Annotated in this window: 18 protein-coding genes; 5 read left to right on the top strand and 13 right to left on the bottom strand. The window is 61.0% G+C overall.

Annotated elements, in window-relative coordinates; translation table 11 throughout:
- Positions 1-7 precede the first annotated feature (7 nt).
- The 7 genes from FHS81_RS08390 to FHS81_RS08360 form a co-directional block, all read right to left on the bottom strand.
- Entirely contained in the window at positions 8-2,098 is a 2,091-nt protein-coding gene (locus FHS81_RS08390; RefSeq protein ID WP_183751830.1) for an exonuclease domain-containing protein, read from the bottom strand.
- Positions 2,095-2,460: a response regulator transcription factor gene (locus tag FHS81_RS08385; protein WP_183751828.1), complete on the bottom strand. Its 366-nt coding sequence runs from the start codon at positions 2,458-2,460 to the stop codon at positions 2,095-2,097. The genes FHS81_RS08390 and FHS81_RS08385 overlap by 4 nt, the downstream gene beginning before the upstream one ends.
- Positions 2,457-3,296, bottom strand: a complete 840-nt coding sequence (locus FHS81_RS08380; RefSeq protein ID WP_183751826.1) for a sensor histidine kinase — start codon at positions 3,294-3,296, stop codon at positions 2,457-2,459. The genes FHS81_RS08385 and FHS81_RS08380 overlap by 4 nt, the downstream gene beginning before the upstream one ends.
- Positions 3,297-3,333: 37 nt before the next feature.
- The gene (locus tag FHS81_RS08375; RefSeq protein WP_210281595.1) at positions 3,334-4,323 is read right to left on the bottom strand and encodes a putative nucleotidyltransferase substrate binding domain-containing protein; all 990 of its coding nucleotides are present in this window, start codon (positions 4,321-4,323) and stop codon (positions 3,334-3,336) included.
- Positions 4,324-4,430: 107 nt separating this feature from the next.
- A complete protein-coding gene (locus FHS81_RS08370) occupies positions 4,431-6,155 on the bottom strand; it encodes a cation acetate symporter (protein ID WP_183751824.1) in 1,725 nt (574 codons plus the stop codon).
- The gene (locus FHS81_RS08365) at positions 6,152-6,460 is read right to left on the bottom strand and encodes a DUF485 domain-containing protein (RefSeq protein ID WP_183751822.1); all 309 of its coding nucleotides are present in this window, start codon (positions 6,458-6,460) and stop codon (positions 6,152-6,154) included. The genes FHS81_RS08370 and FHS81_RS08365 overlap by 4 nt, the downstream gene beginning before the upstream one ends.
- A 259-nt stretch (positions 6,461-6,719) precedes the next feature.
- Positions 6,720-7,910 (bottom strand): mechanosensitive ion channel family protein, encoded by a 1,191-nt coding sequence (locus FHS81_RS08360; RefSeq protein WP_183751820.1) that lies wholly within the window; start codon positions 7,908-7,910, stop codon positions 6,720-6,722.
- Positions 7,911-8,369: 459 nt separating this feature from the next.
- Between FHS81_RS08360 and FHS81_RS08355 the strand changes: the two genes are divergently transcribed.
- A complete protein-coding gene (locus tag FHS81_RS08355) occupies positions 8,370-9,968 on the top strand; it encodes an inorganic phosphate transporter (RefSeq protein ID WP_183751817.1) in 1,599 nt (532 codons plus the stop codon).
- Positions 9,969-10,065: 97 nt separating this feature from the next.
- Here the strand turns inward: FHS81_RS08355 and FHS81_RS08350 are convergent, their stop codons facing one another.
- Positions 10,066-12,282 carry an esterase-like activity of phytase family protein gene (locus tag FHS81_RS08350; protein ID WP_183751814.1) on the bottom strand — a complete coding sequence of 739 codons (2,217 nt, stop codon included), beginning with the start codon at positions 12,280-12,282 and terminating at the stop codon, positions 10,066-10,068.
- A gap of 713 nt (positions 12,283-12,995) precedes the next feature.
- Here FHS81_RS08350 and lldP point away from each other — a divergent pair.
- The 4 genes from lldP to dld all read left to right on the top strand — a co-directional run bounded on the left by lldP (position 12,996) and on the right by dld (position 18,523).
- On the top strand, positions 12,996-14,663 hold the full coding sequence (gene lldP / locus FHS81_RS08345; protein ID WP_183751813.1) for an L-lactate permease: 1,668 nt from the start codon (positions 12,996-12,998) through the stop codon (positions 14,661-14,663).
- Positions 14,664-14,850: 187 nt separating this feature from the next.
- Entirely contained in the window at positions 14,851-15,609 is a 759-nt protein-coding gene (gene lldR, locus FHS81_RS08340) for a transcriptional regulator LldR (RefSeq protein WP_183751811.1), read from the top strand.
- A gap of 5 nt (positions 15,610-15,614) precedes the next feature.
- On the top strand, positions 15,615-16,796 hold the full coding sequence (lldD, locus tag FHS81_RS08335; RefSeq protein ID WP_183751809.1) for an FMN-dependent L-lactate dehydrogenase LldD: 1,182 nt from the start codon (positions 15,615-15,617) through the stop codon (positions 16,794-16,796).
- Positions 16,793-18,523 (top strand): D-lactate dehydrogenase, encoded by a 1,731-nt coding sequence (gene dld / locus FHS81_RS08330; protein WP_183751807.1) that lies wholly within the window; start codon positions 16,793-16,795, stop codon positions 18,521-18,523. Before lldD ends, dld begins: the two co-directional genes overlap by 4 nt.
- A 113-nt stretch (positions 18,524-18,636) precedes the next feature.
- Here dld and FHS81_RS08325 read toward each other — a convergent pair whose 3' ends face one another.
- The 5 genes from FHS81_RS08325 to FHS81_RS08305 all read right to left on the bottom strand — a co-directional run bounded on the left by FHS81_RS08325 (position 18,637) and on the right by FHS81_RS08305 (position 23,943).
- Positions 18,637-18,969: a hypothetical protein gene (locus tag FHS81_RS08325; protein WP_183751805.1), complete on the bottom strand. Its 333-nt coding sequence runs from the start codon at positions 18,967-18,969 to the stop codon at positions 18,637-18,639.
- A 340-nt stretch (positions 18,970-19,309) separates the two neighbouring features.
- Positions 19,310-21,367, bottom strand: coding sequence for a heavy metal translocating P-type ATPase (locus FHS81_RS08320; protein ID WP_183751803.1), 2,058 nt, complete (start codon positions 21,365-21,367; stop codon positions 19,310-19,312).
- Between the two features lie 6 nt (positions 21,368-21,373).
- On the bottom strand, positions 21,374-21,988 hold the full coding sequence (locus FHS81_RS08315; RefSeq protein ID WP_183751801.1) for a hypothetical protein: 615 nt from the start codon (positions 21,986-21,988) through the stop codon (positions 21,374-21,376).
- A 348-nt stretch (positions 21,989-22,336) separates the two neighbouring features.
- Positions 22,337-22,636 carry a hypothetical protein gene (locus FHS81_RS08310; protein ID WP_183751799.1) on the bottom strand — a complete coding sequence of 100 codons (300 nt, stop codon included), beginning with the start codon at positions 22,634-22,636 and terminating at the stop codon, positions 22,337-22,339.
- A gap of 188 nt (positions 22,637-22,824) precedes the next feature.
- Positions 22,825-23,943: a baeRF11 domain-containing protein gene (locus tag FHS81_RS08305; RefSeq protein ID WP_183751797.1), complete on the bottom strand. Its 1,119-nt coding sequence runs from the start codon at positions 23,941-23,943 to the stop codon at positions 22,825-22,827.
- Between the last annotated feature and the right edge of the window lie 141 nt (positions 23,944-24,084).

Genomic DNA, 24,084 nt, shown 5'->3' with positions numbered 1-24,084 from the left:
GCGTCGCTCAATATCGCAGGCGCGCATAGGGACTGGCCTCCGATGCCTTTCGCGCCTCGGCAAGCGTGACAATGCCTTTGCTTACCAGCAGCGGGATGAGTTTGAGGAAAATCGCCGCCGTGGCCATCGCATCGCCCAACGCGCTATGCCTTGCGGATGTCGCAATGCCGAGACGGGCAGCCATCGCCTCCAACCCGTGGCTCGCTTCGTGCGGATAAAGAACTGACGCCAGCAGCAACGTATCCAGCACCGGCTGATCGAAGCGAATGCCGGTCTGCGCCTCCTTCATTTGCAGAAAGCGCATGTCGAAGGCCACATTGTGCCCCACCAGCACCGTGCCGGCGGCAAAAGCACGGAAGGCGGGCAGCACCTCGCCGATGCGGGGCTTGCCGCGCACCATTTCCGGCGTGATGCCATGTATCGGGATTGACAACTCCGGAATGGACCGCCCTGGATCGACAAGCTGATCGAAGGTTTCGGCCTTCAGCAATCGGCCGTTGACGATGCGCGTCGCGCCGATCTGAATGATCTCATCACCGTCCGCCGGGTTCAGCCCGGTCGTTTCCGTGTCGAAGACGGTGTAGCTGATGTCCGTGAGCGGGCGGTCATCGAGCGCGCGATGTTCCGCCCCGGCCTTGAACAGATCGAAATCATAATACACCGGACGGCTCGCGGACGGGCCGGCAAGGGTTTGCGGTCGCCCCTCCGCCAGCGGCAGCAGAAACCGGATGAATGGGCGCTCTTGCTCTTGCGCCGGAACGGACCACACCTCGCCGCCATGACGCTCCGCCACATCGCGTACGTTAAACGGCAGCACGCCATCGCCCGTCCGCACAGGCTCCACCTGCCAACCGACCGCGGGATGGGTTGACGCCGCCTGCCATGACAGATCGAGATGTGCCCAGTCACCGGCACGGCGCGCACATAGCGCGGGAGCCTTCATACCATAGCGCGCGGCCAGAAAAGCCAGCGCGCTGGCCATGGCGAAGCTGTCCACGCGCAGCCACATTCCGGCATCTAACGCGCATGCGACATCCGCACCCACTGCCGCGTTTATCCGGCGCGCCGCAACGGCGATCAGATCCTCCGCCCGCATGTCGTGCAGAGGCCACGGGTTATCGCCGTTATCGGGAGTTTCCGCAGCCAGTCTGTCACCCATCTCGGCCACCGTATCGCGCACGATGGCCTCGAAACGCGCGCGATCCTCCTGACCCAGATCGGGATAATCCAGCAGGTCGAGCGCCGTTCGCACGCTTGCCAACGAGGCACGCATCGTTTCCGCCAGCGCCGCCGCACGCGCATCGCGGTCAGTGCGGGCGCGATGATCCTCGGTGATATCGTCGAGCAGCAGGATGAAGCCTGTCAGCGGGCCGGCCGCATTCACGGGCCGCACACCAACAATGCCGACACGCAATAGCCGTCCGTCAGCCAGAGCCGTGACGAAGCGCGGAGTCGCCTCCGCAGCCGTTCCAGTATCCAGCACCTCGCGCGCGTGGGCGACAAGCGCGGGATCGAGCAGCGTCTCGATGGATCGCCCAAGCCCGACCGCGTGAGCGGCAGGAAACTGCGGCGACAAGAGTGCGCTGGCACGCTCATTATAGAACAGGATGTTCCCGTCCGGATTGCAGACGATAACGCCCTGCTCCATCTCGGCCATCAAGGCGGCAAGTTGATCTCGCTGATAGGCGGCGGCAGCGGTGGCAGCTTCGACAAGCCGATCCGTCTCAAGCCGAAGCGCTGCGTTTTTCTGCGCCAGAGCATTGATCGCCCGGGCCACACCGCGCAGGGCAGCGGCGTCCGGCATGGGTATGGGCGGGGCGTTCGGGTCTTCCGCCAGAACACGGGCGGCGTCGGCCAATCGGGCCGGGCCAATAATCAACGCCTGATGCAAACGATACAGGCCGAAGGCCGCGGCCCCCGCCGCCGCCAGCCACCACAACGCCAGCGCCGGGGCCTGCCCCGCCAGTGCCTGCATCAGCACGGGGCGTGCGCCGGGTTCCGCACCGGCGATCACGAGAAACAGCGCAACCGCCTCCCACGCCGCCAGCAGCACGGCAGGCGCGAGTAACAGCAAATGCAGGCGACGCAAGCGCCTCAAGCCAGCATCTCCCGGATTTTGCCCAGCAGTTCGCTGGTGGCGAAGGGCTTGGTGATATAAAGGTCGGCGCCAGCGCCAAGGCCGCGCGCTTTATCCGTCTCGCGGCCTTTGGCGGTGAGCATCAGAATACGCGTGCCGGCAAGGGCGGGATCTGCCCGCACCGCCTCGCAGATGTCGAAACCTGACAGTCCCGGCATGGTTGCGTCGAGCAACACGACAGCCGGATTCTCCTGCCGGATCCGCTGCATGGTTTCCGCGCCGTCGCGCGCCACGAGCACGCGGTGCCCTTCCCGCTTCAGCATGAATTCCAGCGCAAGAACGATATTCGGTTCGTCGTCAGCAATCAGCACCGTCGCGGTCATTGGTCGATCCTCCCCGCTCCGCCCGCCCCTGCGGCCAACGGCAGGCTGAAGCCGAAGCACGCCCCCTGATCGGGCGGCGCTTCAAGCCACATCCGGCCACCGGCCCGTTCGATGATGCGGCGGCTGATGAACAGCCCGAGCCCTTTGCCGGGAGGCCTCGTGGCCGCATTTCCGCCCTGCCGGAAACGCGCGAAAACATGCGGGCGATCCTCCAGCGGCACGCCGGGGCCATTATCGGAAACGCGCACGGTGACGTCCTGCCGGGCCAAAGTCAGCGCAATATCGATCCGCCCCTCGCTCTCGGGCACAAACTTCACCGCATTCGACAACAGGTTGACGAGCACCTGCCTGAGCCGGTCGGCATCAACGCGGACGATGGCCGGGCATGGCGGCTGGTGCGTCGCAACCGCGATGCCGCGCTCGGCAAAAACGCCGGTCATGCCTGCCATCACGTCAACGATGAGCGCGCCGATATCGATATCGGCATCGTCCCATCCGCCGTCACCCGCGTCGAGCGCGGTCAAATCGAGCACCTGTTCTGCCAGGCGGGTCAGGCGCTCCGTTTCCGCAACCACGATGCGTAAAAACATATCGCGCTGGTCTGCATCCATATCCGGACTGCCGAGCATCAACTCACCCAGCGCACGGATGGATGTCAGCGGCGTGCGCAGTTCATGGCTGACGGTGGCAACGATGTCGTCGCGCAGACGCTCGCGATCACGCAGCCTGTCGTTCTCGGCCCGCAGCGCCGCCATGCCGTCCCGCTTGCGTGCCCGGAGGGTGGCGCGCGCCGACCGGATATTGACATATCGCGCCGCAGAGTGGGTTCGTCTCATACCTCTTCTTCCAGACCTCTCCTTCCATGCCTCTCCTTCAGAGCATATCGAGCCGGTAATGCAGCCGAAGCCATTGGCGGAAGCTGCGGACGATAGCAATCGATTCCTTCAATGCGGTCTGGTCGAAACGCCCCAGCTCCTCCAGCCGCACCATGGAATCCGGCTTTCGCCCTTCCTTTATTTGCCGCAGGTTGCTGGAAAGCTTCAGCTCCATCAGCACGTGCAACGCATCCGTCAGATCGCGGGCGACGGCCACGTCGATCCGTCCGGCCTGCTCCAGCTCGGACAATCGCGTCACGGTGGCCGTGCTCAACACGCGGTATTGCAGCGCCAGCGTCCGCACGCCGTGCACAAGCGGGAACAGCCCGCGTTTCTTGACATCCACCTGAACCGCCGCGCGCCCCGACAACCCGGGAAGCCGCGACCACCAGCTCCCGCTGTCGAACTGCTCGATGGCGGACGCAAAGCGGGCATAAAACCCATCATCGTCCATCAACAGGGCATCTACGCGCCCGCGCGCCACGCCGAGCAGCGAGACATCCCCCGCGACTGCGGCAGCATCGAGGAAGATGGCGAGGTTCATCGGTCCATCAGGTTCGCCGCCGTGAATCCAGCGCGCCAGCATGTCACTGAACGCGCTGACGGACTGCCGCCACAATGGCCGGCTCAGCATGATGCCCCCGGGACAGGGTGGATAGCCCATATGGGCCAGTTCATCCGTAAACGCCGCCGTGATCCGCTCCAGCTCCGGGTGGGAAAAGCCGTCGCGCAGCAGCAGGGCGTTGTCCTGATCGGTCTTGATGATCTGCTCGCCGCGCCCCTCGCTGCCCATCACCACCAGAACGGAATTGCGATAAATCTCGGGCGGGGCCAGCAGCTTCCATAGCTCGTCGAAGATCTGGCGGTTGAGCGCGCCCACCGTGCGGGCGATGGCGTCTGCGCGCATGCCGTCCCCGTGCAGGCGGACGATCAGCTTGTCCACCTCGCGGGCAGAGGCACGCAGGGCCGCGATATCGGAAGCCTTCACGGCGGTCTCCTGTCTTCCACGCACGAAGCCGGCCCATCCACGTGGGAGGGACCGGCCCCGTCAGGCAGGGTGCGTCCTCCCGGCAAGAACTGCCGGGAGGATACGGCTCAGTGCGAGGACGCCTGAGATGCGCCGATACCCGTCTCGGAGCGAACCTGCTGCGGCAGGAAGCCGTCCCGATCGATCTGCGCGCGCCTGCTGCGGTCCAGAATGGAGACCAGCCAGATGCCCACGAAGCCGATCGTCATCGAGAATAGAGCCGGCGAGCTGTAGGGGAACGGCGCGGAACCCGTGGGATTGCCGAGCGTGGCCTCCCACACCGCCGGTGACAGCACCGTCAGCAACACGGACGAGATCAGCCCGAGGAAGCCGCCAACCACTGCGCCGAGCGTCGTGGTGCCCTTCCAGAGGATGGACAGGAACAACACCGGGAAGTTGGCGGATGCAGCCACCGCGAAGGCCAGCGACACCATGAAGGCGATGTTCTGCTTCTCGAAGACGATGCCCAGCAGCACCGCCAGCACGCCCAGCGTCAGCGTGGTGATGCGCGACACCTTCAGTTCCGAGGCGCTGTCGGCCTTGCCACCCTTGATCACCGTCGAATAGATGTCGTGCGACACAGCCGACGCACCGGAGAGCGTCAGCCCGGCCACCACAGCGAGGATGGTGGCGAAGGCCACGGCCGAGATGAAGCCGAGGAAGATGTTGCCGCCAACAGCCTGCGCCAGATGCACCGCCGCCATGTTGTTGCCGCCGATGAGGCCGCCGCCGGGTTCGAGGAAGGACGGATTGGTCAGCACGAAGGTGATGGCGCCGAAGCCGATGATGAAGGTGAGCAGGTAGAAGTAGCCGATCCACCCGGTGGCCCACATCACGGACTTGCGTGCTTCCTTGGCGCTGGGCACGGTGAAGAAGCGCATCAGGATGTGCGGCAGGCCCGCCGTTCCGAACATCAGCGCCATGCCGAACGAAATGGCCGAGATAGGATCGGCGATGAACGTTCCCGGCGCCATGATCGATAAGCCTGAGGCTCGCGCCGCCTCTGGCGAAGCCCCGCCCTGCGCCGCAATATCCGTCTTGATCTGCACCGCCGCCGCGAACAGCCGCTCCGGACTGAACCCGTAATGCCACAGCACGGAAAGGGCCATGAAGCTGGCGCCGCCCAGCAGCAGGCAAGCCTTGATGATCTGCACCCAGGTCGTCGCGGTCATGCCGCCGAACAGCACGTAGACCATCATCAGCGCGCCGACGATGACCACTGCGATCCAGTAATCGAGACCGAAGAGCAACTTGATGAGCTGACCCGCACCGACCATCTGCGCGATGAGGTAGAACGCCACCACAACCAGCGTGCCGGATGCGGCGAAGATGCGCACGGGTGTCTGGGCGAAACGGAATGCCGCGACATCGGCGAAGGTGAACTTGCCGAGGTTGCGCAGCCGCTCCGCCATCAGGAAGGTGATGATGGGCCAGCCGACGAGAAAGCCGATGGAGTAGATGAGGCCGTCATAACCGGAAATCATCACGGCAGCCGAGATGCCGAGGAAGGATGCGGCCGACATATAGTCGCCGGCAATGGCGAGGCCGTTCTGGAAGCCCGTGATGCCGCCGCCCGCGGTGTAGAAGTCCGACGCGGACTTGGTGCGCCCCGCCGCCCATTTGGTGATGTACAGCGTGCCCACAACGAAGACGCCGAACATGATGATCGCCGTCCAGTTGGTGGCCTGCCGTTCGGCAGGGCCGAGATCCGGCGCGGCGAGGGCGAGCGTCGGCGCAAGCGCCAGACCGGCGACGGCGGCAGTGGTCAAGATTCTGCTGACGATACGGCTCATTTCAGCACCTCCTGCCGGACCTTCTCGGCCAGTGCATCGAACTCGCTGTTGGCGCGGCGGACGTAAATTGCCGTCACCACGATGGTGAAGATGATCACGCCGATACCCACGGGAATGCCGAGCGTCATCACGCCCGACCCCAGCGGGATCGCCAGCAGGTTCTTGCCGAAGGCGACAAGCAGAATGAAGCCGTAGTAAACGACAAGCGTCGCGATCGTCAGCGTCCAGCCGAAGCTGGATCGCGTCGATTTAAGCCTCTGATAATCCGGATTGGCCGCAATGCGTGCGGCGACGGACGTGTCCATCTCGGGTTTCCTCCTCGTCTATCGTTCAGGTCCGTCTGGACCCGTGCGGATTTGGGTGCGTGCCCGTTCCGCTTTTTTTGAGCTTTGCCGGCCATCGTCGATTGACCGGACCCGCTTTCATACGAGAATGTTTCAAACCTGGATGGAGCGCAACATAGACTCTCGTCGCATATGGTTGCGCATAAAACTTTCAGTTCATGGCATGCAAAGCCTTGCCAGGTCCGACCAAGAGGCCTGGAAAGTCAGGAGCTTTAGAAAATCAGGAGGCTTGGAAAACCTTGAGATCGAAGTCATCCATCATCGCCAGCAGATGGTCGATGATATCGGCCTGTATCATTTCGTAGGTGATCCACTCGGTTGTGTTGGTGAAGCAATAAACTTCAATCGGCAGGCCGTTCGGCCCCGGCGGCTCGTGGCGCACCATCAGCGTCAGATCCTTGCGGATGTCCGGACGAGACTTGAGATAGTTCACGGCATAGGCGCGGAAAAGTCCGATATTCGTCATACGCCGACGGTTGCCCGGCACCTGCGCCGAGGCTCCAAGACGTGCGTTCCAGTCCTCGCACTTCTGCTTTTCCTGCGTGATGAAATCCGTCAGGTGCCTTAACTGCGATAGTTTATCGATGCACTCTTCATCGATGAAATGCACGGTGCTTTGATCGACGGGAATCGAGCGCCTGATCCGGCGCGCGCCCGACTGCGTCATCCCGCGCCAGTTCTTGAAAGGCTGGGACACCATATTGCGAACCGGAAAGGTGGAATAGGTGTTGTCCCAGTTCCGCACCGTCACCGAATAAAGCGACATGTCGATCACGTCGCCGTCGGCGTTCATGGACGGCATCTCGATCCAGTCCCCAACCCGGACGATATCCGTCGTGGACAGTTCTATGGCGGCGACCAGCGACAGAAGCGTATCCTGAAACACCAGCAGCAACACCGCCGTCAACGCGCCGAGGCTGGAGAGCAGGATGAGCGGCGACCTGTTGACGATGATGGCAACGATAAGCACCGCCGCGACGATATAGACCAGAATACAGGCGACCTGAACGAAGCCCTTGATCGAGCGACCGGAATCGGAATGGCGCTTCTGCCATAAGCTCCCCAGAAGTTGCAACACCGAACCAATGGCTATCGCAACCACGAAGACGATGAAGGAATCCGCGACATTGCGTACCACGGTGACCACCGGCAAGGGCAGGCCCGGCACCTCGCTGATCCAGCTTGAAATCACCATGGCGGGCGCGGCATTAGCCAGCCGGGTAATGATGCCGGCCTTCACAAAATCCGTGCCTTTGACGAAGCTGAGATCTGATATCAGACGGTTGACCAGACGCACGAGCACGAACCGCGCAATCAGGCCGACAATCACCGCCGCGAGAATGACCAGGAATACGCCGACACCCGTCAGAAGAGCGGGATGATCCCAAACGAAATTAACCAGATCCTGCATTGATATATCCGCTACCGACAACCCGACGGCCCCATATAGCCCGCCCGGATTCCAAATTATACCGATATTGATATCAAAGGTTGAAGACCGGAATGACGGTCGCCCCGACCTGAGTGAAAACCGCTCCAGCCTTTCGAATGCCCCCTCGCCTGCTCGCCTGCTCGCCTGCTCGCCATGGCGAAGTCAGAAAAATCGCGCAATAGAACATCAATAATTCACATAAAAATATTCTTATTAAGAAACAATACTATTGATATTTAAATTTAAATTTCTTTTTAAATTGCCAATTATCTTTATTATCTGATCGCTTTTTAATGATTATTTTTTAACAAAACATAGAATAATACGTCACACTGAATTCATGATATTATCATAGTGTTTAATTATTCATGCTCATGCGTGGAATTAACTTAATTTTAATGGATTTATACTTTCAGCACATAGGGTATGGAGTTCCAAATGGTCGATGTCGTATCAAACGAAGCGGGGGTTCTAAAGCCCGAGCACCCGATTAAAAGCTCCAATACAAAGTGGTTCTTTCTTGTCTTCGGAGCTATTATTTTTGCCGGTATTATTTATATTGGTTACGCTCTCTCTCAGGATCTCGTCGTCGAAAAATCCGTTCCCTGGGTGCTGCTGGGCATCGCCCTGCTGATTGCACTGGGCTTCGAGTTCGTGAACGGCTTCCATGACACGGCGAATGCCGTCGCGACCGTCATCTATACGAACTCCTTGCCCGCGGAAGTCGCCGTGATGTGGTCCGGGCTCTTCAATTTTATCGGCGTGCTCACGTCCTCGGGTGCTGTCGCGTTCGGCATCCTCACCCTGCTGCCGGTCGAGCTCATCCTGCAGGTCGGCTCGTCCGCCGGTTTTGCGATGGTTTTCGCACTTCTGGTCGCGGCGATCCTCTGGAACCTCGGCACGTGGTTCCTCGGCCTGCCGGCTTCCAGCTCGCACACCATGATCGGCTCCATCATCGGCGTCGGCCTCGCCAACCAGTTCATCGCTCCGGCCGGATCGGCCACCAGCGGCGTGGACTGGTCGCAGGCAAGCAACGTTGGTATGGCGCTGCTGATCTCGCCGGTCATCGGCTTCGTCGTTGCCGGTCTCCTGCTGCTGGCGATGAAGGTCATCATCCGCAACAAGGAGCTTTATGAGGCGCCGAAGGGCAACCAGCCTCCGCCGACATGGATCCGTGGCCTCCTGATCGCAACCTGCACCGGCGTTTCCTTCGCGCACGGCTCCAACGACGGCCAGAAGGGCATGGGCCTGATCATGCTCATCCTCATCGGTGTCGTCCCCACCGCCTACGCGCTCAACCGCGCGCCTATCCCGAACCACCTCGAAGCCTACAAGACCGCATCGGTCGCCGTGGAGCAGGTGCTGGCAGGTTATGTCAAGCCGGGCATCACCGTCGAGGACCCGCAGGCAGTCGTCAGCGAGGCCGTGCGCACGAGAACATGGAACGACCAGACAACGGTCGGCATGCTCGACTTCATCCGCCAGACCACGGCAGCGCTGGAGCCTTATCCGGCGGTCGACAACATGCCGACAGACCTCGTCAGCAACATGCGCAACAACATCTACCTCATCGGTGAAGCGCTGAAGCTGATCGACAAGCGGCATCTTCTGGCCATGACCGACGCTGATCTGGCCATCGTGACCACCTACCACAAGACGGTGGATGAGGCGACGAAGTTCATCCCGCTCTGGGTGAAGATCGCCGTCGCGCTGGCGTTGGGCCTTGGTACGATGGTCGGTTGGAAGCGCATCGTGGTGACGGTGGGCGAGAAAATCGGCAAGAGCCACCTGACTTACGGTCAGGGCGCATCCGCCGAATTCGTGGCGATGGCGACCATCGGCGCCGCCGACCACCTCGGCCTGCCGGTTTCCACCACGCACGTTCTGTCGTCCGGCGTTGCCGGCACCATGGCCGCGAACGGATCGGGCGTGCAGTGGTCCACGGTCCGCAGCCTGCTGCTGGCATGGGTGCTGACCCTGCCTGCCTCGATCGCACTGTCCTTCACGCTGTTCCTGGTGTTCCGTCAGGTCTTCTGATCCATGCGACGCACCCCGAGGATAAGCCCTGAATGAAAAGACAAAGCCGGCGGATCGCTCCGCCGGCTTTTCAAATATAACGGAATGGCCCGCAGGATTACCGCAGCGAAATATTGCCGAGGTTCAGAAACAGCGTCTCACCCGAGGAGCCGTCCACACCATCGTTGTCGGTGATGATGTAGCTGTTGCCGGCCTTGTCGATAGCAAAGCTTTCAATCTTCTCAAGGATGACGCCGTTGGTAGCAGCCAGATCGGGCAGCAGATCACGTACCAGCGTCTTGTCGATAACGGCGATTTCCTTTTCGCCGACAGCGGCCGGCTTCAGATCCTTGACCGAGAAGCGATACAGCTTCTTGATCTGAGCATCGTCGCCGATCTGGTTATCGCGCTCGATGACGATGAACGTATCGTCGCCGATATACGTGATCTCGGACAGGCCAACCCAGCCGTTCGCGGGCGTATCGAGCGGATAGTGCAGCGCACCCCAGCTCTTGTCCGCAGGTGTATAGGCCAGAATCTTGGCATGCCCCTTCGGGTCATCCTTCCACTCGCGCTGAACGGCAATCCAGAGCGTTTCCTCGTCGCCCTGGCCGCCGACGGCAACGCCTTCGAAGCCATAACGCGTGGCGTGATGCTTCAACTCATCGGGAAGCTCGACGATTTCCTGCACCTCGCCCTTGGCATCCACGCGCACGAGCTTTGAATGCGTGGGGTTCTTCTCGCGTTCGGGATTGCCTTCCGACGCCAGCCAGAAGCCGCCATCGGGACGCACGGCAATGCCTTCGAGATCGAGGTCGGCAGCAGGCTTGCCATTCTCGGTCACGACGATTTGCTCGATGATGCGTGCGGGAGATTGCGTCGCGTCGACGACATAGATCGCGCCCTGCGAGTAGAAGCTGTCGCTGACGACATACAAACGGCCGGGAACCTCAGGATCGGCAACCGCGCCGGAGAGCGCGCCCCAGCCGATCGGAATGCCGGCATCATTGTTGCCGGATGCGAGCGTGGGATAAGCAGCCGGCGTTTCGTCGCGCTTGAAGATGGCGACGGTCGTGCCCTGGCCGCCCTTCTCGCGGCGGTCGGTTTCATTCGCCACGACGAAGAGGTCGCGCTGCGGAATGGCCAGCAGGCCCTCGGGGCCGATGCCGCCGCCCGGCAGAACCTGAAGGAAAGTGGGCTCCTTGCCGGGGCCTTCGTCGCGGTACACGCCGATGACCGACCCACGCTCGGAACCAACGAAGATCAGATTGTCATCGCCGAACTTTGCGAAGGCGATGCCTTCCGGCTCGACACCCTTGGAGTTACGCTTCTCCGGATAATGACCGATGCGCACCAACTCGTGTTCGAACGCCGAGTTGCTCTCGAACGCCACGGAACCATCACGGTTGAAAATGGTGAAACCGCGCGCGCCGCCCTTATAATCGCCCTCGTTGGCGGTCACAAAACGATCATTGTCGATCCAGCGCACGGCATCGGGCTCGCGCGGGACATTCTCGACACGGTCGACGGGGTTGATGACGCCGTCACGCTTCGTGTCAACGTTCTCAAGCGTCACGTCGCCGGCGGGGAAGTGGCTGACCACCTTGCCGGTTTCGAAGTCGACGATGACGAGGTGGTTGTTTTCCTGCAAGGTCACCACAACCTCGCCCTTGTCGTTAAAATCGACGAATTCAGGCTCCGGGTCTTCAGGCGCGTAGGCAGCAATGCCCGTCAGCTCGACGCGGCGCACGCTGGCCTCATCGACGCCGCCGCCCTCGCCCACGCTGGCGAGCACGAGAAAGCCAGCCGGCGCCTGCGGCAGCTTGCCATCGTCCAGATCCTCGTCACGCTCGTTTTCGATAGCAATGGCGAGGGATTTGCCATCACGGCCGAGCGCCACCGAATCGGGCTGACCGCCGAGATCGATCTTCTTTTCGACGGTTTTGCCGGCAAGGTCGACAACCGCGAGGAAGCCGGAAGGCTCCTTGTAGCTCTTCGACGTGTTGACCGCGACGAAAGCCTTGTTACCGGCGACGACGACCGACGTCGGCTCGCCATCAAGGGCAACCGTGCCGGCGGGCTTGGGCGCAGCGGCGTCGGTGATGTCGACGAGACCGATACGGCCCCCGGGCGAGTCGGTATAGACCAGCAACGTGCCCTCGGCATTCGTCGCGATGATCTCGGATACCGTCTCTTCCTTGGGGTCAGCGCCCGCAGGCAGGTTACGGATGACCGGGAAGACCGAAACCCGGTTGAAATTCAGCGGCTCGGCGGCAGACAATGCCGTCGCGGACAGCAGGCCGGCGGCAATAGCCAGCAGGATGGAACGTTTCATGCGATTTTCTCCGAGGCCCGCAGCGGGGATTAGGACAACAACAACGCGTCATGTCATCCACTTATAATGACACCGGAATGACATAACATGACGCCGAAGCTTATATTTTTTACTGATCTTCAAAAACGGTGACATAACAATGACGACTTACTTATCAATATTGTTATTTGTTACATGTCGACAGCTTTTCTATAAATATCAGGACTGTGCCGCCATAAGCAGAGCGGACAAAGCGTGCAATGCAGACCTCCATGCGCCTGCTTTTCGATCAGTCAAGCCCGCCCCCATTTTGGTCTGACCGCTCGTCTGTTTTTTTATGATCTTCGACCATGCGACATCTTGACTTGCGGCATGCTTTGGGCGTTATGTCGCACCAATCGGTCTTTTGGTCTGACCGTTGTAGAAAAGTTAAAAATAGAGTCCGTAGGAGGAGATAGAACCGATGAAGTGCAAACAACATGCGCGCCGGTCCTGCCGGATCGCAGCGCTAAAAGATATCAAATACTTCAAAGCAATAGCTTGCATGCCAGCCCCCGCAGATCGCGACGTGTCGCACAGATCTGCCGGCGACGGCTGGACGAGGAACTGATCGACTCCGCGTCCCGCCTCCGGTCGGACCGAACATTCCCTGCTATCCAGCCCGCCCCTGACAGCGCGGCACAAGAGCCTGCCGCTGTTCTGAAGTCGTCTCGATCATGTGGAGCCCTCCCACCATGCAAGTATGGCCACAAATATACGATCCTGCAGGCAATATCTGGCTTTCAAGCCTTGTCGCGCTTATTCCCATCGCCTTCTTCTTCCTCGCGCTGACGGTATTGCGCCTCAAGGGCTACGTTGCCGGCACGATTACCGTTATCCTGTCGCTGCTGGTTGCGATCCTGTTCTACGGCATGCCCGTAGACCGGGCTCTGGCATCCGCCGTATACGGCTTTTTCTATGGCCTGTGGCCAATCGCGTGGATCATCGTCGCGGCCGTCTTCCTGTACAAGATTTCAGTCAAGACAGGACAGTTCGACATCATCCGCACGTCGATCCTGTCCATTACTGAAGATCAACGCCTGCAGATGCTGCTCGTCGGCTTTGCCTTCGGTGCGTTCCTTGAAGGCGCGGCCGGCTTCGGCGCGCCAGTGGCCATCACGGCTGCATTGCTTGTCGGGCTTGGCTTCAAGCCGCTGTATGCCGCCGGGTTGTGCCTCATCGCCAACACGGCCCCGGTGGCCTTTGGCGCCATGGGTATCCCGATCATCGTCGCCGGACAGGTGACTGGCCTCGACCCCTTCGAGATCGGTCAGGTCGCCGGCCGGCAGCTGCCGTTCCTCACCATCATCGTGCTGTTCTGGATCATGGCGATCATGGACGGCTGGCGCGGCGTGCGTGAAACGTGGCCGGCAGTGATCGTTGGCGGCGGTTCCTTCGCCATCGTCCAGTTCCTGACCTCGAACTATGTCGGGCCGGAGCTGCCGGACATCACCTCCGCCATCGCCTCGCTGGTCTGCCTGACGCTGTTCCTCAAGGTGTGGCAGCCCAAGCACATCTTCCGCTTCGAGCTGAGCGCCGAAGAAAAGGCGAATGTCAACGCGGACAAGGTCAAGGTTAAGACCCATCACACCGCCGGACAGGTGTTGAAGGCATGGTCGCCGTTTCTGATCCTGACGGCGATGGTGACCATCTGGAGCATTCAGCCCTTCAAGCGCCTGTTCGCTGCTGGCGGCGCGCTGGAAAGCTGGGTGATCAAGATCGAGGTTCCGTTCCTGCACCGTCTCGTGGAGAAGGTGCCGCCGATCGTTCCGCAGCCCACGCTTTATGACGCCGTCTATCAGTTCAACTGGTTCTCGGCCACGGGCACGGCGATCTTCATCGCGGCCCTGCTGTCGGCGCTCTACCTGCGCCAGCGCCCCTCCGACACTGTCAGCACTTTCACCGAGACAGTCAGCGAGTTGAAGACGCCGATCTATGCCATCGGCATGGTGCTGGCCTTCGCGTTCATCGCCAATTACTCCGGCCTGTCCGCCACGCTGGCGCTGGCCCTGGCGCATACGGGCAAGGCGTTCACGTTCTTCTCGCCCTTCCTCGGATGGCTTGGTGTGTTCCTCACCGGCTCGGACACCTCGTCCAACGCGCTCTTCGGCGCTTTGCAGGCGACAACGGCACAGCAGATCGGCGTATCGGACGTGCTGCTCGTCGCGGCCAATACCACGGGCGGCGTGACCGGCAAGATGATCTCGCCCCAGTCCATCGCCATCGCCTGCGCGGCGGTTGGTCTGGCCGGACGCGAATCCGACCTGTTCCGCTTCACCCTGAAGCACAGCCTGTTCTTCACGGTGCTGATCGGCATCCTCACCACGCTCCAGGCCTATGTCCTGACGTGGATGCTGCCCTGATCCAACAAGCGATGCGGCATACAAATGCCGCATCGCCCGGATGCATCACGCCGGCGACCGAAAATGGCCGGCGGCACCGCTGCGGAGAAATGCCGCACGCACTGCAATATCTGTCTGTTGACCTTCCGAAGCGGAGACGTCATCTTCCGGTCAGACCAATAACCACGGAATGCCGGTAAACATCGCGATGAAACCTATGCGCCTGTCCGATCATATCGCTCAACAGCTTGAGATCATGATCAATGCCCGCGGCCTGTTGCCGGGTGATCGGCTGCCGGCGGAACGAAAGCTGGCGGAGGAGCTGGATATTTCCCGCTCCTCATTGCGTGAAGCGATCCAGAAATTGGCTAGCCGTGGCCGCCTCGTCAGCCGTCCCGGTGGCGGCACCTATGTTTGCGATGTGCCGCACAGCTGGTCTGAAGAGGTGATCGTCGACCCGCTTGCATCGCTGTTCATGGTCAATCCGGAATACAGGTTCGACGTGCTGGAAATCCGCCACGGCCTCGAAGGCGCCGGCGCCTGGCATGCGGCCCTGCGTGCCACGGATGACGACAAGCGCAGGCTGCGCGCGCGTTTCGACGCCATGATCGAGCTGCACGGCAGCGAAAACACCATGGACGAAGCCCGGGCCGATGCCACGTTCCACCTGACCATCGCCGAAGCGTCGCATAATCTCGTCCTGCTACAGGTCATGCGCGGCCTCTTCACCCTTTTGCAGACCAACATTTCGCAGAACCTAGAGAAGCTCTACACCTTGCCGAAGGTCTTCGAGCCTCTGTCTGCCCAGCACCGTGAGTTGATGGAAGCGATTATCGCCGGCGACCCCGAGCGCGCCCGGCATGCGGCCCATGTCCACATCGATTTCGTGCATACCTCTCTGAAAACCATAGACGAGGATGAGGCCCGCAAGGCACGCTCACTTCGTCTGCCATCGGAAAAAGTGTAGACGCCATGATCATCTCCGCCTCGACAGACTATCGCGAAGCCGCCCGCCGCAAGCTGCCGCCGTTCCTGTTCCACTACATCGACGGCGGCGCCTATGCGGAACACACGTTGCGGCGCAATGTCAGCGACCTCGCCGATATTGCCCTGCGCCAGCGGGTGCTGCGCAACATGTCCGACCTCACGCTGGGTACGGAGCTTTGGGGCGAAAAGCTCGATCTGCCCGTCATTCTCGCGCCCGTTGGCCTCACCGGCATGTATGCCCGGCGCGGCGAGGTGCAGGCGGCCAAGGCTGCGGCGCGCAAGGGCATTCCCTTCACGCTTTCCACGGTGTCCGTCTGCCCCATCGAGGAAGTTGCCCCGGCTATCGACCGGCCGATCTGGTTCCAGCTTTATGTGCTGCGCGACCGGGGCTTCATGAAGAATGCGCTGGAGCGGGCACAGGCCGCAGGTGTCAAGACCCTGGTCTTCACCGTGGACATGCCCGTGCCCGGCGCGCGCTACCGCGACGCCCACTCCGGCATGAGCGGCCCCAACGCCGAGTTCCGCCGTATTCTGCAGGCCGTCACCCATCCGGAATGGGCGTGGGATGTGGGCATCAACGGCAAGCCGCACGATCTTGGCAACGTGTCGCGCTATCTGGGCAAGGCCACCGGCCTCAAGGATTACATCGGCTGGCTTGGCGCAAACTTCGATCCCTCTATCTCGTGGAAGGATCTGGAGTGGATTCGCGACTTCTGGAAGGGACCGATCGTCATCAAGGGGATTCTCGACCCGGCTGACGCAAGAGACGCGGTATCCTTCGGCGCGGACGGCATCGTCGTTTCCAACCACGGCGGCCGCCAGCTCGATGGTGTGCTGTCCTCGGTGCGCGCGCTGCCGCCGATTGCCGACGCGGTCAAGGGCGATCTCAAGATCCTCGTCGACAGCGGCATCCGCACCGGCCTCGATGTCGTGCGCATGATCGCACTTGGCGCCGATGCAGTGCTGATCGGGCGCGCGTTCGTCTATGCGCTGGCCGCGGCCGGCGAGGCGGGCGTCGCCAACCTGCTGGACCTGTTCGAAAAGGAAATGCGGGTTGCCATGACGCTCACCGGCGCGAAATCCGTCAACGAGCTGACGCGGGATTCGCTGGCAATCGATTCTCACGCAGCAGAATATCTGGCTTCGGAAGTGAAACACGTCGGATGAACACGCCCTCCCCCACCAATGACAATCTCGTCGGCGCATTCCGCAAGATCGTCGGCGACGCTCACGTCCTGACGGATGCGAAACAGACGCGCCGCTTCCGCAAGGGCTACCGTTTCGGTGACGGCGAGGTGCTCGCCGTCGTCCAGCCCGGCACGCTCGTCGAGCAGTGGCGCGTGGTGCAGGCGGCCGTCGCGGCCGGCAAGATCGTGCTGATGCAGGCCGCCAATACCGGCCTCACGGGCGGCTCGACACCGGACGGCAATGCCTATGACCGCGAGATCGTGCTCATCAGCACGCGCAGGCTCAACGGCATCCAGGTCATCGATGACGGTCGGCAGGTGATCTGCCTGCCGGGCGCGACACTCGACAACCTGGAAAAAACGCTCAAGCCGCTCGGCCGCGAACCGCATTCGGTTATCGGCTCGTCCTGCATCGGTGCGTCGGTTTTAGGGGGAGTGTGCAACAACTCGGGCGGCGCGCTGGTCCGTCGCGGACCGGCCTTCACCCAGCTTGCGCTTTACGGACAGGTCGGCGAGGACGGCGTGCTGCGCCTCGTCAATCATCTGGGCGTCCAGCTCGGTAACGACCCGGAAGACATCCTCGATCGGCTGGAAAAGCGCCGCTATACGCCAACGGACGTCATTCACGATGAACGCCTTGCGGCCTCGGACCAGAACTATGGCGAGCACGTGCGGCAGGTCGATGCAGATACCCCGGCGCGCTTCAACGCCGATCCGGGGCGGCTGTTCGAGGCGTCCGGCTCGGCCGGCAAGCTGGTGCTGTTCGCCGTGCGGCTGGACACTTTCCCGGCCGAGAAGAGCCAGGTTTTCTACATCGGTGCCAACGACACAGCCAGCCTGACCGCCGTGCGCCGGCATATGCTGACCGCCTTCGCGCAATTGCCCATCGCGGGCGAGTATATCCACCGGGATGCATTCGACATCGGCGAAAGTCACGGCAAGGATACGTTCCTGCTCATCGACAAGCTCGGCACGGAATATGTGCCTAAGGCCTTCGCTCTTAAAAGCCGCGTGGACGCCTTTTTCGAGGGTATCGGCCTGAAGGGCGTCACGGACCACGTGCTTCAGGCGGTGGTCTCAATTCTGCCAAGCCATTTGCCGAAACGGATCAAGGACTTCCGCTCGCTATACGAGCATCACCTGCTCGTGCGCGTATCCATCGACAGCGTGGACGAGACGCGCGAATTCCTGAAGACCTACTTCGCCACGCACGACGGCGATTACTTCGAATGCGACGCAGAGGAAGGCCGCAAAGCCTTCCTGCATCGCTTCGCCGTCGCGAGTGCAGCAATCCGCTATCGTGATACGCACAAGAGCACTGTCGAGGACATCGTTGCGCTTGATATCGCCTTGCGCCGTAACGACGATGACTGGTTCGAGCGTCTGCCCGCCGATATCGAGGGCAAGCTCATCAACAAACTATACTACGGGCACTTCTTCTGCCACGTCTTCCATCAAGACTACATCGTCAAGAAGGGCAATGATCCGATTGCTATAGAACATGCGATGTGGAAATTGCTTGATGAGCGCGGCGCGGAATATCCGGCAGAACACAATGTCGGGCATCTTTATTACGCAAAACCAGCCCTGAAGCAGTTCTACCGCAACATCGACCCGCAGAACATCTTCAACCCCGGCATCGGCCATACATCGAAGTTCTATTGCTGGGTAGAGGAAGCAGAGCCACGCGCCAAGACCGGCGCATGAAACGTCTCCCGGTCAGATGGAATGATCCGATCGGGAAATGCGCATCACTGTGAACCGCAGGAAGACTGCACCGGAATACAGCAATGGCCCGGTGCAGCTTGCGTTGAATGCAATCAAGCCGTTTCGACCGGGCCGCGCAGACCGGAAGCGACGATGACTTTCTCAATCATTGTCTTGAGCTCGACTTTCTTGGCATCCGTGAACAGCATCCGTGCCCATATCGGAGCGGCGGCGAACAGCTCTGCCTTTTCGGCATGGAAGCGCACTTCGATTTCCACCGGCCCGACAGCAATGCGCAGATCGCGCGCATCTTCCTGTGCCCAACCGAACCGCAGCGGCATGCCGGAGCTTTGCGCCGCTTTCTTGATATGCGCCTCGATGATTTTGCGCCTGTCGTCGGTCAGCGGATTATCGATTGCGAAGTCGTAGATCTTTTCTTTCTTCATCTTATCCGAACCAGAAGAGATATCCCGATGATGGGCGACACAGGAAGGTTCACCGATCCCCTCCCCTGGGAACAGTCCGGCAAACAATGAAGCCGAAACATGAATGTCCAATGCCACCTCGCAGGCAAATTGCTTTGCGGATCTGCGCCTTAGTGGATATTTCATTCAGGCTCGCAATATGTATCCAGCTTATACGCATCCACTTCGTTGCAGGCAACAGCGCAGATTCAGTAACGAAGGGAGTACGCCCGGCTCGCGTGGAATCGGAATTCAGTCGGAAAACTCCGATTCCATGACGAGGCGCGTTCAGGGCGATAAATCGACTTGAACGCGACCTGCTTTAGTGTGACGGATGGCTGCGGTTTGCCAGCAGCGAGCGCGCCAGAACGCCGATAGTCGTGCCGTTATGCAGCGCCGCCGTGGCAATGGAGGGCAGCACCCCGGTCACCGCACCCGCGAGAATGGCGGAATTCGCGCCTACGGCCACCTTGAAGTTGGAGTCGACGAGCTTCATCGCGCGCTGCGAAATGTCGATCACAGTGACGAGCGACTCCAGCTTGTCATCAAGCAGAATGATGTCAGCCGTCGCGCGGGCGATATCGGCGGCACGCGGCATGGCGATACCGACATCAGCCGTCATCAGCGCCGGGCCATCGTTAACGCCGTCACCAACGTAGGCGATCCGCCGCCCTTCAGCTTTCAGCCGCGCAACGATTACGGCCTTGTCTTCCGGCTGCTGCTCGTAATGCACCTCATCCAACCCGAGCGCCTCGCCGAAGGCAAGCGCCTTGGCGCGGTGATCGCCGGTAATCATCACGCAGCGCTCGATGCCGATGTCCCGCAAGCGCTGCACGGTATCATAGGCTTCGTTCCGCAGCCGGTCGCGCAGAGCGAACACCGCCAGCGGCCGGTTGTTGCGCGCCACGTAAAGAAGCGATTTGCCCTCTGCCTGGAAGGTTTCCACCAGTTTCCGCTGGCGGGCGAACGAGACGTGCTCGTCATCTTCCAGATAATGGCGGCTTCCGAAGCGAATGGTATCGCCGTCGATCACACCTTCGACGCCGTGCCCGACGATGAAGTTGACTTCCTCGTGGTCGACATGAGCGAGCTTCTGCGTTCTCGCCAGTTGCACCACGGCGCGGGCGATGGGATGCGTCGTGTGCTCACCAAGCGACGCAACGATCGCAACCGCCTGCTCTTCGGTGAGGCCGTCGGCCAGCGGCACGACATCCGTGACCTGCAAGGTATTGTGAGTCAACGTGCCGGTTTTATCGAAAATGACAGTATCGATATTGGCCAGATTCTCGATAGTCTGGCCGCTCTTCACAAGGCAACCATTCTTCGCGGCATTATACATGGCTGTTTTCAGCACGATGGGCGTGCCCAGCTTCACGGTGCAGGAATAATCCACCATGAAAACCGACTCGATACGCCGCCAATCACGCGTCAAAGCGAAGACGCCCGCCGCGGATGCCAGCGTGATACCCACGCGCTTGTCGGCAAGAGCGTCGGACATCGACTGAATTTCGGCGGGCTGCTCCAGAGCATCCTGAATATAGCGCGTGATCCGCCCGGTTGCCGTGGCCTCGCCGATGCGATCAGCCCGCACCACCAGCCGCCCGTCCGTGACGATGCTGCCGGCGAGCACTTCCCCGCCCGGCGCGCGCGGAATTGGCAGGCTTTCCCCGGTGACGGCGGACTGGTCGACATACGCATCGCCAGACACAACCACGCCATCAACCGGCACGGTCTCGCCGAGACCGACGGCAATGTGCTCTCCGCCCTTGAGATCGTTGAACGGCGTGCGGATGAGCTGCCCGCCCGGCCCTTCCACCCAAACGTCGTCAGGCTTGCGATGCAACAGGCTCCGCAGCAGAGCGTCGGAGCGCTCGACCGTTGTGGATTCAATGTAGTTTGCCAGCTCCACGAGGAAGCGGGCAAAATTTGCCGTGGCGAAACGTCCGCGCAATGTCGGCAGCCCGACTGCCAACGCATCGAGCACCTCGACCTTGAGGCCCGACGTCAGCGCCGCATGCACACCGCTGAGGACTGTGCCGGCAATGTTGGCGACAGTCACGACCCCGGCGGCCTGCCGCGGCAGCACGAGCGAGGCGATAACCGCGGCGCCGGCGAGCGCCAGTTCAGCACCCTCGGTGCCATCCACATCGATCAGCGGATAGGCTCTTTCGGGCGGGTTGGCGGCGTCCGCGAGGACGCGCGCCCGTGTCGCAGGGTCGCCATCATATTGCACGACCAGCGTCCGCGCGCCGGGATTGAGGCGCACGCCCGCAACCCCGGCAAGATCACGCACCGCACCCGCAGCTCTCTCAAGCCGCGCATCGGCGGGACCGAACCTCAGCCTGAGCCGGTTCGGCAATTCATGGACGATACGCGGCATGGCCAATCAGCTCACTGTGCGAGGAAAACGAGGCGTATCCACGCGAGCGCCATCGGCCGCCGCTCTGGCTGCGTCGGCACCTTCGGACAGAGTTTCCTGCGCCTCTTCAGCCGCCGCCTGCACGTCGTCGGCGATATCGGCGGATTCATCGGCCGCAGCCACTTCCGCCTCGGCGTCGTGAAGACGCTCCTTCAGTTCCTCGAAACCGCCCTGCACCACGCTCCAGAGCTGTACGGCCGTGCGCAGGATCGTGCGCTGGGCCGTTTCGTTCGTCAGCAGATAAGCCGCGCCGCCGCCGACGAGAAGACCCTTGATGAAGGAGTCCGCCGTGGGGTGCTGATGCGCATTCGGCTGGGGAGCACCGGCCTGAAACGGCTGTTGCGGAGCTGCGCCTGGAGGAACGCCGAAGGGCGCTCCCGACGCTCCGAAGGGGTTGCCGCCAGCCGGTCCCTGAGGGGCAAAGCCACCCGGATTACCCTGGACGCCAGCCTGCGCAGGATCGGCGGGCTGAGCCGGATTTCCGGAGGCCTGTGCGCCAGGACCGAATATCTGCTGGGGATTCACACCATAAAAGTGGTAGTGATAGTGAATTTCCTGCTCTTTTCGATGATCGTTCGACATGCTTTTGCTCCTGAGTATACAGTCAGAGCGCCGGATGTTCTGACGGAATGAGAACGAGCGCTATAAACTCTATATTTTACGGCAACTTGCGTTTGGCTCGATGGATCGACTTGAATGCAAACTGCTTTAACGCCGGACGAACACGATTCCCGGCCGGGAGCGCAAGGCGCAACGACCGGGATCATGCATGACAGATCGACAAGCCTGCACGCCATGAACCGCTTTATTCAACCAATCTTGCTTCGTACCGGCACCGTCAATGACCGGATGTCGCAACAAGACGCTTTCACGCAAAGCGTATAAAGCTTTGCATGACGTAAGCGTATGCTGTCGAAATCCCTCAGAGTTTCAGATGTCGTGTTTTGTGGATTGTCTGCCCGCTGCGGCTGCTCCGGCGTGCAGAACACCGGAGACAGCGGCACGCACATCCGGGCGCGTCGCGACGACGACAAGGCCAGCGCCAACCGCAGCACCCAGCCAGAACCTCGACCCGCTGGCGCGGGCGATACGCGTAAAATTGGACAAACTGAACCCGTCCTTCAGCACTCCCTCGAGAACATCAAGCGCATCGATGCGCCGGTTCTGCCGGGGGTCGCCATACTGGCCCGAGTATTGATTTCCGTAACCACCATTGCCTGACATCGTCATGCCTTCTCTGTCCAATCGATACTTCCGCGAAACTTATGAGAGTTGCGAATAGTTCTAAAAACAGCAACTAAAGGCAAGTATACACATTCGTACTCAAGATTCGACAAAATTCTCGCGCGCGACACTTATTACGCAAGACCTCCCGCCGATGGAGCATAACCATGCGGCGGGAGGGAATCAGCTGAACGTCAGAGAGGGAAACGCAGAATCGCAGCCAGCGAACCTTCGCCAGGAATGTCCACCCGGCGCACCGCCAGCACCTTCCCGCCGCTGTTGAGAACGCGCACGGCGATCTCGTCGACGATGCCATAGGTATCCGGACCTTCTTCGCCGAAATGCACCTCGCCGGTTCCATCGTCAACGGTGCCGTGCAGCACTTCATCGATATCCACGAACAGCGTCGCTACCTGTCCGAAGGTCGCTGCGCGGGCTGCGTCCGAGACGTCCGTGGTTGTGCGGCGATCGCCTGTCCGAGCGGAGAAAAGCGCCTTCTGCTCGTCGATCTGTGCTGCGTAATGAGCGTCCAGAACAGGCCGGGCGGCATCGGCCAGCTCAAGCGGCGTCAGATGCTCCGTGTTGCCGGCAATGATCTGCGGCAGCAGGTTCGGATAGGAGTTGACGCTACGATAGATGGATGCCAGCGGCTCTGCCGCGGCCAGAATAACCGGCACGTCACCGCCAGACACCAACTCACGAAGAGCAGTGTCGATTCTGCGGGCGTACTGCGTCAGAAACTGACGCTGGCTGCTGCCGTTGTGGCTGCGCTCGTCCGTGGCACGGTCGTTGACAGATTTTTTGCCGGCAACGGATGCCGCACTGGCCGGGAACTTCGACACGGACAGCGGGTGTGGCGGCAAGTCGGCGGACATTTCCACCAGCCCCACCTTGTTTTCCGACAACGACAGAATGTAAGCGCTGTGCGGGAATGCTACTGCGCGCAGCAGCGGCTTCAGGTGGACGCGGTTGGAAACCTCGAGAATCTCGGTGAGCCGGTTGGCGAGGCGGTATGTGCGCAACTGGTCCGGCGTGGCGATGATGGCGAGGCTGTTTGCCTGATGCACCCAGAATTCGTCATCGGCGCGCAGGTGCTCAAGCTGCTCGCGCAGTTCTCCCAGGCGACGCTTGTCGAACCCGGCTTCCTCAAGCTGGCCGATAGCGGCCTTGATGAGGTTACCCAGCGCGATCCGGCTGGCCTCGTTTTCCTGCGTCACCGGCGTCGTCGGCAGATAAATCGACACCACGGCATCTGCGCGCAGTTCGCTGAGGGCCTTGATCTCGGCAAGCGAGGGAATATCGACGTAAAGCAAAATCAGATCCTCTTCATTGACTCATGCGGTACGGAGGGAATTCATCCAACATGAACTAAAAGTGTCAATGATCAGGGTTAAGGTTTTTGTCTTTATGCCGATGTTTTTATTATATTTGCAGGTTCAACGGGGATTTGATCG

Origin of the sequence: Pseudochelatococcus contaminans, assembly GCF_014195635.1 — a bacterium.
Classification (GTDB): domain Bacteria; phylum Pseudomonadota; class Alphaproteobacteria; order Rhizobiales; family Beijerinckiaceae; genus Pseudochelatococcus; species Pseudochelatococcus contaminans.
Note: the sequence above shows the minus strand (reverse complement) of the source record. Positions and strands in the feature narration are given on the sequence as shown.

What these genes read in the sequence shown, in the direction of transcription:
- FHS81_RS08385 (WP_183751828.1), bottom strand. Translation starts at nt 2,460, where the DNA reads ATGACCGCGACGGTGCTGATTGCTGACGACGAACCGAATATCGTTCTT.
- FHS81_RS08380 (WP_183751826.1), bottom strand. Translation starts at nt 3,296, where the DNA reads ATGAGACGAACCCACTCTGCGGCGCGATATGTCAATATCCGGTCGGCG.
- FHS81_RS08370 (WP_183751824.1), bottom strand. Translation starts at nt 6,155, where the DNA reads ATGAGCCGTATCGTCAGCAGAATCTTGACCACTGCCGCCGTCGCCGGT.
- FHS81_RS08365 (WP_183751822.1), bottom strand. Translation starts at nt 6,460, where the DNA reads ATGGACACGTCCGTCGCCGCACGCATTGCGGCCAATCCGGATTATCAG.
- FHS81_RS08360 (WP_183751820.1), bottom strand. Translation starts at nt 7,910, where the DNA reads ATGCAGGATCTGGTTAATTTCGTTTGGGATCATCCCGCTCTTCTGACG.
- FHS81_RS08355 (WP_183751817.1), top strand. Translation starts at nt 8,370, where the DNA reads ATGGTCGATGTCGTATCAAACGAAGCGGGGGTTCTAAAGCCCGAGCAC.
- FHS81_RS08350 (WP_183751814.1), bottom strand. Translation starts at nt 12,282, where the DNA reads ATGAAACGTTCCATCCTGCTGGCTATTGCCGCCGGCCTGCTGTCCGCG.
- lldP (WP_183751813.1), top strand. Translation starts at nt 12,996, where the DNA reads ATGCAAGTATGGCCACAAATATACGATCCTGCAGGCAATATCTGGCTT.
- lldR (WP_183751811.1), top strand. Translation starts at nt 14,851, where the DNA reads ATGAAACCTATGCGCCTGTCCGATCATATCGCTCAACAGCTTGAGATC.
- lldD (WP_183751809.1), top strand. Translation starts at nt 15,615, where the DNA reads ATGATCATCTCCGCCTCGACAGACTATCGCGAAGCCGCCCGCCGCAAG.
- dld (WP_183751807.1), top strand. Translation starts at nt 16,793, where the DNA reads ATGAACACGCCCTCCCCCACCAATGACAATCTCGTCGGCGCATTCCGC.
- FHS81_RS08325 (WP_183751805.1), bottom strand. Translation starts at nt 18,969, where the DNA reads ATGAAGAAAGAAAAGATCTACGACTTCGCAATCGATAATCCGCTGACC.
- FHS81_RS08320 (WP_183751803.1), bottom strand. Translation starts at nt 21,367, where the DNA reads ATGCCGCGTATCGTCCATGAATTGCCGAACCGGCTCAGGCTGAGGTTC.
- FHS81_RS08315 (WP_183751801.1), bottom strand. Translation starts at nt 21,988, where the DNA reads ATGTCGAACGATCATCGAAAAGAGCAGGAAATTCACTATCACTACCAC.
- FHS81_RS08310 (WP_183751799.1), bottom strand. Translation starts at nt 22,636, where the DNA reads ATGACGATGTCAGGCAATGGTGGTTACGGAAATCAATACTCGGGCCAG.